We start from the raw sequence: 12,093 nt of genomic DNA, 5'->3' as shown, positions 1-12,093 counted from the left end.
ACCCCACGCCGAGGAGCAGAACCGCATGTCACTCAAGCCCCTGACCCGCAGTGTCCAGGTCCTCGGCGCGCCGGGTGAGCGCCACGAGGAGATCCTGACCCCCGAGGCCCTGGAGTTCATCAGCCGGCTCGACGCCGCGTTCGCGGAGCGCCGCCCGGAGATCCTCAAGGAGCGCCGGCGCCGCTCGGCCCACCTGGCCTCCGGTTCACCCCTGGACTTCTCCCGCGCCACCGCCGCCGTCCGCGCGGACCCCGACTGGCGCGTGGCCCCGCCCGCCCCCGGTCTGAACGACCGCAGGGTCGAGATCACCGGACCGCCCGAACGCCGCATGGCGATCAACGCCCTCAACTCCGGTGCGCAGGTGTGGATGGCGGACTTCGAGGACGCCACCGCCCCCACCTGGAACAACGTCATCGGCGGCCAGATCAACCTGATCGACGCCATCGACCGGCGCATCGACTTCACCACCCCCGAGGGCAAGGAGTACCGCCTCGGGCCGGACCTCGCCACGATCATGGTGCGCCCGCGGGGCTGGCACCTCCTCGAAGAGCACCTGGAGATCGACGGCCGGCCCGTGTCCGCCTCCCTCGTCGACTTCGGCCTGTACTTCTTCCACTGCGCGCAGCGGCAGATCGACGCCGGGTACGGCCCGTACTTCTACCTCCCCAAGCTGGAGAACCGGTACGAGGCCCGCCTGTGGAACGACATCTTCGTGTACGCCCAGGACCTCCTCGGGATCCCGCGGGGCACCGTGCGCGCGACCGCCCTGATCGAGACGATCACGGCCGCGTTCGAGATGGAGGAGATCCTCTACGAGCTGCGCGAGCACAGCGCGGGGCTGAACGCCGGCCGCTGGGACTACCTCTTCAGCCTGATCAAGACGTTCGGTCACCGCACCGACTTCCAGCTCCCGGACCGCGCCGAGGTCACCATGAGCGCCCCGTTCATGCGCGCCTACACCGAACTCCTCGTACGGACCTGCCACCGGCGCGGCGCCCACGCCATCGGCGGCATGGCCGCACACGTCCCCAGCCGGGACGCGGACGCCGACGCCGTCCTCGCCAAGGTGCGGCTCGACAAGGAACGGGAGGCGCAGGACGGCTTCGACGGCTCATGGGTCGCCCACCCCGGGCTCGTCCCCGTCTGCCGCGAGGTCTTCGGCAACGTCCTGGGAGACCGTCCGAACCAGCGGGAGCGGACCCGCGAGGACGTCGAGGTCACGGCCGGCGACCTGCTGTCCGTACGCCGGGTCGCCGCCCCGCCCACGCAGGAGGGCATCCGTTCCAACGTGGCCGTGGCTCTGCGCTACTTCGACGCCTGGCTGCGCGGCAGCGGAGCCGTCGCCCTGAACGGGCTGATGGAGGACGCCGCGACCGCCGAGATCGCCCGCGTCCAGATCTGGCAGTGGCTCCGCCACGACCGGGTGGACCGGGTGGTGGTCACCGACCTCCTCGACGCCGAATGTGCGGCCCTGGAAGCGGAGGACCTGCGGGCCCTCGTTGCCGAGGCGCGGGAGGTCTTCGTGGACTGTGCGCTCTCGGTGCAGCTGCCCGCCTTCTTCACCTCCGAGGCCTACACCCGCCACCTCGTCCGTCGCACCATCGTGCAGGTGAACGCGTGAACGCCGGAGTGCGGCCGGCCCGGATCCGGCGCGTCGGAGTCGTCGGCGGGGGTCGGATGGGCGCGGGCATCGCCGAGGTGTGCGCGCGTGCCGGACTCGACACGGTCGTCGCCGAGGCGGACGCCACCGCGACCCGCGCCGCCGGTCACCGCGTCGCCGTCTCCCTGGAACGTGCCGTGCAGCGCGGGAAGCTCGACCGGATCTCCGCCGAGGACGCCCTCGCCCGGCTGGTGTTCACGGGGGACCTGGAGGACCTCGCCGACCGGCAGCTCGTCATCGAAGCGGTGACCGAGAACCCGGATGCCAAGACGGGGGTCTTCGCCGCGCTCGACAAGATCGTCGAGGACCCGGAGGCGATACTCGCCACCAATACGTCGGCCATCCCGATCATGCGGCTGGGCATGGCCACGAGCCGCGCGGACCGGGTGGTGGGCCTGCACTTCTTCAACCCCGTGCCCGTCCTGCCGCTCGTCGAGGTCGTGTCCTCGCTCCACACGTCGGCGGACACACTCGCCGCGGTCGAGGACTTCGCCCGCGACACCCTGGGCAAGACCGTGGTCCGCTCCCGGGACCGGGCCGGGTTCGTCGTCAACGCGCTGCTGATCCCGTACCTCCTGTCGGCCGTCCGGATGGCCGAATCCGGCTTCGCGAGCGCCGCGGACGTGGACGCGGGGATGGAACTGGGCTGCGCCCACCCGATGGGACCGCTCAAGCTCGCCGACCTGATCGGCCTCGACACGGTCGCGGCGATCGCCGAGTCCCTCTACGAAGAGTTCAAGGAACCGCTCTACGCCCCGCCCCCGCTGCTCCGGCGGATGGTGCAGGCGGGACTGCTCGGCCGTAAGACCGGCCGCGGGTTCCACACGTACGGCCGGGACTGAGGGCCCCGGCACGGTCTCCGGGCCGAGGGTGCTCCGGAGGCGCGCGGGAGCGGTGGGGGTGTGGCGAGTGGTGTCGCCGCACCCCCACCGTGTCTCATTTCAGCGTCCGACATGTGGAAAGCGGTGTTCATTCCCCGGTCATCGACCTACTGTGGGCCTCGCAGCTGGTTCGCCCCGTCCGCCAGGCGGGATGCGTCGTAAGAGGGAACCCGGTGGGAATCCGGGACTGCCCCGCAGCGGTGAGCGGGAACGACCGCCGTCATACGCACTGGGACCGGAACCGGTCCTGGGAAGCGACGGCCAGTAGGAGTCTCGTACGACGAGACGTGCCCGCGAGTCCGAAGACCTGCCCGTTGCCCGTGCGCGAACGACCGCGCCCGGTTTCCCGGTGACCTCGTGGGCGGGTCGGCGTGCTCCAGGCGGATCTTCCCCGTCGCGTACCCGTCGTACGTGGCCCCGGGGGTCCGCCCGTTGCGGCACCCTTCGCGTCCTCGGCCCTCACCGGGTCCATGGAGACACGCTCGCGAAGGAGAGTTCCGTGACCACCCAGTCCGCAGCCGCGGCAGTACAGGCCACCGTGTACGGCTACCCCCGGCAAGGCCACGACCGCGCGCTGAAGAAGGCCGTCGAGGGCTACTGGAAGGGCCGCGTCACCGCGCAGACCCTCCGGGAGACCGCCCGCGACGTGCGCCGGGCCAACTGGGCCCAGCTGGCCGACGCCGGCATCACCGAGGTTCCGACCGGCGACTTCTCGTACTACGACCACGTCCTGGACACCACGGTCATGGTCGGCGCGATCCCCGACCGCCACCGGGCGGCCGTCACGGCCGACCCGCTCGACGGGTACTTCGCGATGGCGCGCGGCACCCAGGACGTGGCCCCGCTGGAGATGACCAAGTGGTTCGACACCAACTACCACTACCTGGTACCGGAGTTGGGGCCGGACACCGTCTTCACGGCCGACTCCGCCAAGCAGGTCGCCGAGCTGAAGGAGGCCCTGGCGCTCGGTCATGCGGGCCGCCCGGTCCTCGTCGGCCCGGTCACCTACCTCCTCCTCGCCAAGCCCGCGCCCGGCGTCGCCGCCGACTTCGAGCCGATCACCCTCCTGGACCGGCTGCTGCCCGTCTACGCCCGAGTGCTCGCCGACCTGCGCGCGGCCGGCGCCGAGTGGGTGCAGCTCGACGAGCCGGCCCTGGTCCAGGACCGGACCCCGGCCGAGCTGAACGTCGCCGCACGCACCTACCGGGAGCTCGGCGCCCTGACCGAGCGCCCCAAACTGCTCGTCGCCTCCTACTTCGACCGCCTCGGCGAAGCCCTGCCCGTCCTGGCCAAGGCACCCGTCGAAGGCCTGGCCCTCGACTTCACCGATGCGGCCGCCGCCAACCTCGCCGACCTCGCCGCCGTCGGCGGACTTCCGGGCAAGCGCCTGGTCGCGGGCGTGGTCAACGGCCGCAACATCTGGATCAACGACCACCAGAAGTCGCTGTCCCTCCTCGGCACCCTCCTCGGTCTCGCCGACCGCGTCGACGTCGCCGCCTCCTGCTCCCTCCTCCACGTCCCGCTGGACGCGGCCGTCGAGCGCGACATCGATCCGCAGGTCCGCCGCTGGCTGGCCTTCGCCCGCCAGAAGACGAACGAGATCACCACGCTGGCCCGCGGACTCGCCAGGGGCGCCGACGCCATCACCGCCGAACTGGCCGCGAACCGCGCCGACCTGGCCTCCCGGGCCACGTCCCCGATCACCCGCGACCCCGCGGTCCGGGCCCGCACCGCGGCGATCACCGACGCGGACGGCCGCCGGGCCCAGCCGTACGCCGACCGGGCGGCCGCCCAGCGGGCCCACCTGGGCCTGCCGCTGCTCCCCACGACGACCATCGGGTCCTTCCCGCAGACCGGCGAACTGCGGGTGGCCCGAGCCGACCTGCGGGCCGGCCGCATCGACACCATCGGCTACGAGAAGCGCATCAAGGACGAGATCCGTGAGGTTATCGCCTTCCAGGAGAAGACCGGCATCGACGTCCTCGTACACGGCGAGCCCGAACGCAACGACATGGTCCAGTACTTCGCCGAGCAGCTGACGGGCTACCTCGCCACCCAGCACGGCTGGGTGCAGTCCTACGGCACACGCTACGTGCGCCCGCCCGTCCTGGCCGGGGACATCTCCCGGCCGGAACCGATGACCGTGCGCTGGACGACGTACGCCCAGGCGCAGACGGCCAAGCCGGTCAAGGGCATGCTGACCGGCCCGGTCACGATGCTCGCCTGGTCCTTCGTGCGCGACGACCAGCCGCTCGGCGAGACCGCCCGCCAGGTCGGACTCGCCCTGCGGGACGAGGTCAACGACCTGGAATCCGCCGGTACTTCTGTGATCCAGGTCGACGAGCCCGCGCTGCGGGAGACGCTCCCGCTGCGCGCCGACGGCCATGCCGAGTACCTGGAGTGGGCCACGGAGGCCTTCCGGCTGACGACCTCGGGGGTGCGTCCGGAGACCCAGATCCACACGCACATGTGCTACGCGGAGTTCGGCGACATCGTGCAGGCCATCGACGATCTCGACGCCGACGTCATCAGCCTGGAGGCAGCCCGCTCCCACATGCAGGTCGCGACCGAGCTCGCCGCGCACGGCTACCCGCGCGAGGCCGGCCCCGGCGTGTGGGACATCCACTCGCCGCGCGTCCCCTCCGCCGCGGAGGCGGCGGCCCTGCTCCGCAAGGGTCTGGAGGCCATCCCGGCCGACCGCCTCTGGGTCAACCCCGACTGCGGCCTGAAGACCCGAGGCTGGCCCGAGACCCGCACCTCCCTGCAAAACCTGGTGGCCGCAGCCCACCAAGTCCGCACGGAAACCGGTAGCGCAACCGTCTGATCCGCATTCGGGCCGGAACATCCGTCTCCCGATGTTCCGGCCCGATCGCGTCCCCACCGCGGTGAGCGGCCTTCGTGCTCACGGGCCCCGGGCCGGCCGCCGAAGTGGTCACGGATTGCCTGCGGCAGCCGTTCCCACCGCCGAGTCGGTACTCGTGCACGCGAGGGCTTCCTCGACCAAGCCGCGGAGTTCCTTGTCGTGGAGGATCATCGGGTATCCCCCGTGCGTGGACAGGCGGGACTGGGACTGGCGCACCGCCAGCAGCGCTTCCCGGATCGCGGGGCTGATCTCGCCCATCCGGATCAGGGCCCGGAGCGCGTCGCCGAAGAACCCGAAGTGGTCACCGCCGTCGGCGATCGGCAGGACGAACTCCTCCAGGACCCGCATGCTCGGTTCGACCTGGCCCGTGAGCTCCCAGAGCGTGATCGCTGCGGTGAGCCGCGGCCAATGCGCGCTGTTCTCCATCGCGAGACGCACCCGGTCCGCATCGGACGCCGCGTCGCGGCCGAACGCGGGCTCCTCCTCTGCCATGACCGCTTCGCCGACGAGCCTCGCAGCTGCCCCGCGGTCCGCGGAGATGTGTGCGGCGGTCCTCGCCACCAAGTGGTGATTGCCCGGGTAGTCCAGAACCCGGCAGTTCCGTACGGCGGGTTCGGCCGAGGCGGCGGCCGGCCCCATCGCCAGCAGTATCGTCAGCACGGTGACAGAGGTCCTGGTGTCTGCAAGCAGCGGGATGAGCTCGGGCAGGGCGGGCAGCGCGTCCTCGCCCCAGGCCTCCAGCACCTCAAGGAACCCTCGGGTCGTGCCCTCCCGCATCGCCTCCCGTATCGCGGGCAGCAGGATGTCCGCGTGCCTGCGCAGGGGGATCAGCACCTCTTGGATCTCCGGCCTCCGGGGATCACCGATGCAGTAGCCCCGCCCCTGCTCCTCTTCCTGCGCGCGCAGCTGCTCGACCAGCCCCGGCAGGGCGCGCGGGTCATCGATCCGGGTCAGGGCCCACCGGGCGATTTCCCGGACCGTTCCGTCGAGGTACGGGTCGGCCGCGTCGTCGTCGAGCAGGTCGGCGAGCCCGTCGGCGTACGGGGCGGCCGCCGGGCCCAGCACCGCGAGGATGTTCGCCGCCCTCAGCCGCACGGCGCCGTCCGGATCGGTCAGCAGCCCGCCCGCGAGAGGGAGCAGGGCGGCCTCCACGGATCGCCGATCGGTGAGGAGCCGCCACGCCACGTCCAGCGCCTCCCGGCACAGCGCGGCGTCCCCGGAGCGTTGCGCCGTCTCGACCAGCCGCACGGCGAAGCAGAGTTCCGCCTCGGGGTCGTGCTGGAGCAGCCAGGCCGTCGATCGGACCAGGTCCTCGCGGGTCCACGGAGTCTCGACGGCCGGGGTGTACCAGACGCTCTCGAACCGTGGTGGCAGCGCGAGATCGGAGAACACCTCGATCAGCCGGTCTATCCGCCTGACCGGCAGTTCCCGGTCGAGTTCCGCCGAGGCGTGCACGGCCGCGACCCACAGCACCGGGTCATCGCCGTCCAGTACGCCGGCCAGCACCGTTCGCGCATCGTCGGTATGCTCGCCGGCTTCTCCGGAGGCGGCCTCGCCGAGGGCGAGCAGCAGCGGCAGCCGTACCGTCGGGTCCGCCTCGACCCGCCACCGCTCCAGCAGCCGTGCGATCCCGGCCGGCAGCGCCATCGCCGCCCGCCGCACCGCCGGATCCGGGTCCGCGAGCAGGGCCCACGCCCCGGACCAGTCCTCGCCCGCCAGGGCCGGTGCGTGCATCGCCGCCAACAGTTCGACGAGGTCGACCCGCATACCCATGGCCGGGTCGGCGGCGAGCGCAATGACGAACGGGAGGGCGACCGCCGCCGCGGACGGCGTTTCGCGCCCGTCGAGCGTGACGAGAGAGTAGAGCGGGTAGCAGTCCTCCTCCACCGCCTCCGCACCCGCCGCGAGGAGCCGGCGGAGCGCCCGCGGTACGTCCTCGACCGGATCCATCGGAGAAATCGTCTCAAGCCCGTCCCACACCACGGCATCCAGCGCTGCCCGCGACATCCCCGTCACCACTGCCTCGATCACCATCACGTCGTCCTGCCCGCCACCGCCCGTCATCGTCCGGCAATTCCGTCGTCCTGTCGCCTGAATTCGCTGATGCCTCGGCTTTTGGCCGGTGAGCCGACCAGCTACACGGCAGAGGTCAGGCCGGCCACTCCCGTACCTCGGCGTAGATGGTGTCGGCGGTCTCCGGGGCGGCGTCCAGGAGCGTGGTGCACAGGCCGAGTGTGGCGTCGATGTCGCCCATACAGTAGGGGGCCAGAGCGAGGACGATCCTGCGCAGGTTGTTCAGCTCGCGCCCGTATGTTGTCTCGGGCGCGCGCAGGGCAAGGAACGACGCCAAGTGAGGTGCCTCGGACGGTAGTTGGTCCAGGCCCTCGGCCACCAGATCGAGGAATCCGCAGGCGGCGGCCGCCTGAGTCTTGACCCTGAGGGCGAGTGGGCCGCTCTCCGTGAAGGGGTATCCGAAGCGTCCGAATCCCGGCGGGTTCATGCCCGCGACCAGTTCACGGGCCCGGTCCACCTGACCGCCTGCCCACACAGCCTCGGCGAACGCGGACTGCACCCGGACGGCTTCCTCGTCGAGCGCCTCCTGCTGGCTGTCGTAGAAGGATTGGTCCTCCACGCCCGGTGCGTACGGATCACCGCCGAGCGACATGCTCATGGCCAGCCACATGCCGGCCTGGTCGCTGAAGAGCGCACCCCCACGCCGGAAATGGGCCTGCGCCTTGTCGTACCTTCCGATGTGCGCGTAGAGCTGGGCCAGGGAGAACTCCCTCCCGCTGTCCGAGAATCCCCCGGTGCGGCCCTTCCGACCGAGGGCCGACGTGTGCTCCAGCACCCTTTTGGTCAGCAGCCGCGCCCGTTCGGTGTCGCCCTGGGCCAGCAGGACCCTCCGCAGCTCCAGTACCGTACGGACCGAGACGTCCGGGTCCGTCGCCCGCCGGAGTGCCTCCTCGGGCCGGCGCTGCTCGGCCAGCGCGAGGATCCGGATGCCGTCGTCGGAGAAGCCGTACGAGTCGAGGAGTGCCAGGGCGCCGGTCCGGTCACCGCGCGCGGCCAGCCGATTCGCCACGGTCGTCACCCGGCGCTCACGCTGCCGCCGACTCACCCGTTCCAGGGCCGTACGGGCGGCGGCTCCCTGCTGGACCCCCGAGAGGTGTACGGCCAGGGACTCGTACCGTGCGTCGAGGTCGGTGGTGTCCGACTGCTCTGCGGGATCCGGGAGATCCGCCCACTGCAATGCCTGGGTGACGCACTGCTCGACGCGTCCGTGGTCCGCACGCCCTTCATAAGCGCGAGCCAGCCGGGCGTGCAGGTCGGCCATCCGGGAGGCGTCGAAGCGGAATCCGGGGTTTGTGCCGCGCAGGAGCTCCCGCACGTGCCGTTCCGCCTCTGCCCGCAGGGCCGTGATGCGTTGCTCCGGCAGGGAACCCGACAGTTCACCGGCCAGTCGCAGGAGGTAGGTCGCGAAGTACGAACGGGACTGGTCGACCGTGCGCAGCAGCTCCAGGGAGTCGTCCAGGAGCGCGACCGCCCGCAGGTCCTGGCCGTGCCGGTGGTGCCAGCGGACGAGATCGACGGTGAGGGTCACGCTGTCGTGGCCGTGGAAGGCGTGCATCTCCCGGGCGAGGCCCACCGCGTCCGCGATCCGTCCGGCCCGCACGCATTCGCGGGCCGTCTCCAGGACCAGCCCCTGCAGGCACGGCCCGTGCACGGAGTCGTCGTGCGGCGGGCTCACGAAGTGGCCGTCGGCCTCCGTGTCGAGCAGACTCGGCCGGCGTTTCAGCAGCTCCCGCATGATCCGGTCGGCCAGGACGTTGTCCCCGGAACGCCGCGCCAGCCGGGCCCCGTTGAGCTCCACCCACAGCCGCTCGTACGACCGGACGGCCCGCGCGCGCAGCAGCTCCATCGACCCCGTCGCGCACTCGGCCTCGCGGCGGCCCGCCGCGCTGGTGAGCGGGCGTACGGAGGCCAGCACCGCGGAGTACTCGACGGGGAAGCGCGACAGCCGCGCGAGGATGCCGGGACGGCTGCCGGCGTCTGCCCGGGACACCCAGGTCAGGGCCGTCGCGTGGGCCGCCTCGACGGTCGCGTTCCTGCCGTAGGAGTGCCGGGGGAGAGCGGCGATGACGCGCTCGGCGACACGGCGGGCCCGGGCGGGCCCCGACCGCTCGGCCGACCACTCCAGTGCCTGGTCGAAGAGTTTGGCGCGGGTCGGGCCGGATTCGAGCCGTGCCACCACGGTCATCGCGCGCTCGGGGTCGCCCAGGTCGCTCAGGTACCGTGCCAGCATCCCGGTGTGGAACTCGCCGAGCAGACCGGCCCCGTGGACCGTTGCCGGGTCCCCGTCCTCCTCGCCCGCCTGCGACTGTGCGATGAGCACCGCCGCCAGGCCCTGCAGTCGTCCGGGCAGCTCGTCGCGGTACGCGCCGTCGAGACGGTGGAGGTGCTCGGCGCACTCGGTGGACCGGCCCGTCACCCGGAGCTTGTGCGCGATCATCAGCTGCCACAGGGCGCCGACCTCGTAGGAGTGGGCCGAGGCCAGTTCGTCGGCCGCCTCGGGGCCACTGTCGGCGAGCACCGTCAGCGGGTCCTCGGTCAGCCCGCGGGCGGCCTCGGCCCGACGCAGCAGCAGCGCAGCCACGGCCGGCAGGTCCTCGATGCGTACTGCGGACGCGAAGGCGTTCCGGAGGTGCTCCAGCTCCGTGCGCGAGAACGCGGAACCCGTCGTACCCGGTCCACCGACGGTGGCCAGCACCTGTCCGCACAGCTCGGCGTCCATGCCCGCCTGGTGAAGGTGGTGGCTGTAGTGCCTGGCGAGGTAGGGGGCCTCGGTCCGCCCGGTGAGGAAGGCGGTACCCACGTCCCGGTGGGCCTCGGCCGGATAGAGGGGGTGCCGGCGTCCGGTGAGGAGGTGGGCGCGGAAGGACTCGTGGTAGAGCCGTACCGCATCGCCCTGGCGGTGGGTGAACTCGCCGATGTCGGCGAGGGCGTCCGCGACCTCGGAGTCCCTCCGTCCGGTCGCTGCCGCGAGGAGCCCGGGGGTCATGCCGGGTGCGCGGGCGACGGCCAGCAGGGTGAGGATCGGCCGGACGGTGCGCCAGGCGACGGACGCGAACGTCCGGTCGAGGAAGTCGTCGTACACCTCGGAGAGGTCCTCGGGAAGCCTGAGGTCGCTGATGTCGTCCAGGTGCACGTCGTGCCGGTCGTGCTCGTCGAGGGCCAGGGACGAGATGACGTGGCGGGCGTAGAGGTAGTTTCCGGCAGCCCGGGTGGCGATCCTCGACGCGAGGAGTCGCCGGGCCGGCGTGGCGGCGGTTCCGTTGCTCGTCAGGCGGGCGAGGCAGTAGTCGTACAGGTCGTTGGACTCGGGGGGCGCGTCGCGCGTCAGGTGCACGCGGTGGCCGCCCAGGCTCCGGAGCGCGGGTTGCTCGACCTCGCGGCTGGTCAGCAGGATGCGGAAGTCCAGGCCGGTACGGCGCAGGCCCGAGGTCAGATGGGCGAGCAGCGCGGTGATGCCGTCGGCGGAGTCGACCGACCGGGCCTCGTCGAGGGCGTCCACGATGAGGATCACCGCCGGCGGGTCCGGCATGTTCTCCAACGGCTTGCGCACCAGGCGGTTGAAGGCCGAGCGCGCCGATTCCCGCCCCAGGTGCAGGGACTCGATGTTGATTCCCCGGACGTGCGCGTCCGGCGCGGCGGAGCCGACCGTCACGGTGGCGTTCAGAGACAGGGTGGGCTCCGCGCCCATCAGTTCGGCGAAGCGCCCGTCCCGGCGTATCAGGGCGGCGACCAACTCCTCGACGAGGCCACGCCCCAGGAGCGTGTCGTCGTCCGCGTGGCACAGGTGCCCGACCACCACCGTCGACGGATCGCCCGGACCGATCCTGTCCACGAGCTCGCGCGCCAGGGCCGACTTGCCGGAACCGGGCTGCCCGACGACGAGCAGTGGCTCGTCCTGCCGTGCGGCCAGGTGACCGAGAGCGCGCTCCACGATCCAGGAGCGCCCAACGAATTCGTTCATCCCGACGCGTTCCTCCCCACGAGTCCCTGCGCTCATCCTCACCGCCGGGCCCCGGCCCCCGGCCCTGGCCCCGGCGCCGTCAGCCGATGTCGTCTTGGATCTCGATCCCGGACACGGTGCCGTCCTGCGTGACCCTCCCGGCCTCGACCTGCCCGACCACCCTTCCCGTACGGACACCTCGGGCGCGGACACCGGCGACGTCACCGGCGATCTCCTCGGCCCGCACCAGTCCCGACACCACGGGCCCCTCCTCGGCGCGTGTCTCGCCCGCGAAGGTGAGGCGCTGCCCGTAGACCGCTTCGAGGATGTTGCGGACGGCGTCGGCGGTGTCCAACAGGTTGCGGTCGGCAGGGTCGATGTCGGTGATGCCGTGGGCGTACGGGGCCAGCACCTGCCAGAGCGCGGTCAGGTCCTCCCGGAACCGCAGGACGACTTCGGCATCCGCGGGGGCGGGTGCCACGGCCCCGGCGAAGAGGCCCGGCTCGGTCACGGCCAGCGTCACGGGGCCGCCCGCACCGGTGCCCTCTCCACCGTCCGTTGCGCCCTGCCCCCTTCGGCGCTGGAGCAGCTGACCGGCCTCCTGGTAGAGGAACTTGACGCCTTCTGTGAGGACGAGGGAACTGACAACGGCGAGGGTGATCGGTTCCATGCAGGC

General features: G+C 71.9%; 6 protein-coding genes and 1 riboswitch. Of the genes, 3 read left to right on the top strand and 3 right to left on the bottom strand.

The features are described from left to right. Positions 1-25 precede the first annotated feature (25 nt). The 3 genes from aceB to metE all read left to right on the top strand — a co-directional run bounded on the left by aceB (position 26) and on the right by metE (position 5,365). Complete coding sequence (gene aceB / locus OG509_RS02880; RefSeq protein WP_406179808.1) at positions 26-1,621, top strand: malate synthase A; 1,596 nt, start codon at positions 26-28, stop codon at positions 1,619-1,621. After that, a complete protein-coding gene (locus OG509_RS02875; RefSeq protein ID WP_406179806.1) occupies positions 1,618-2,502 on the top strand; it encodes a 3-hydroxybutyryl-CoA dehydrogenase in 885 nt (294 codons plus the stop codon). Before aceB ends, OG509_RS02875 begins: the two co-directional genes overlap by 4 nt. A gap of 148 nt (positions 2,503-2,650) precedes the next feature. Beyond that, positions 2,651-2,871: riboswitch (cobalamin riboswitch) on the top strand. A 169-nt stretch (positions 2,872-3,040) separates the two neighbouring features. Continuing rightward, positions 3,041-5,365 carry a 5-methyltetrahydropteroyltriglutamate--homocysteine S-methyltransferase gene (gene metE, locus OG509_RS02870; protein ID WP_406179804.1) on the top strand — a complete coding sequence of 775 codons (2,325 nt, stop codon included), beginning with the start codon at positions 3,041-3,043 and terminating at the stop codon, positions 5,363-5,365. 108 nt (positions 5,366-5,473) lie between these two features. Here the strand turns inward: metE and OG509_RS02865 are convergent, their stop codons facing one another. The 3 genes from OG509_RS02865 to OG509_RS02855 form a co-directional block, all read right to left on the bottom strand. Continuing rightward, on the bottom strand, positions 5,474-7,438 hold the full coding sequence (locus tag OG509_RS02865; protein WP_406179802.1) for a hypothetical protein: 1,965 nt from the start codon (positions 7,436-7,438) through the stop codon (positions 5,474-5,476). A gap of 115 nt (positions 7,439-7,553) precedes the next feature. Then, the gene (locus OG509_RS02860; protein WP_406179801.1) at positions 7,554-11,438 is read right to left on the bottom strand and encodes an AAA family ATPase; all 3,885 of its coding nucleotides are present in this window, start codon (positions 11,436-11,438) and stop codon (positions 7,554-7,556) included. 79 nt (positions 11,439-11,517) lie between these two features. Beyond that, a complete protein-coding gene (locus OG509_RS02855) occupies positions 11,518-12,087 on the bottom strand; it encodes a hypothetical protein (RefSeq protein ID WP_406179799.1) in 570 nt (189 codons plus the stop codon). Positions 12,088-12,093: the final 6 nt, after the last annotated feature.

The sequence above is a fragment of the Streptomyces sp. NBC_01006 genome (assembly GCF_045162725.1).
Classification (GTDB): Bacteria; Actinomycetota; Actinomycetes; order Streptomycetales; family Streptomycetaceae; genus Streptomyces.
Note: the sequence above shows the minus strand (reverse complement) of the source record. Positions and strands in the feature narration are given on the sequence as shown.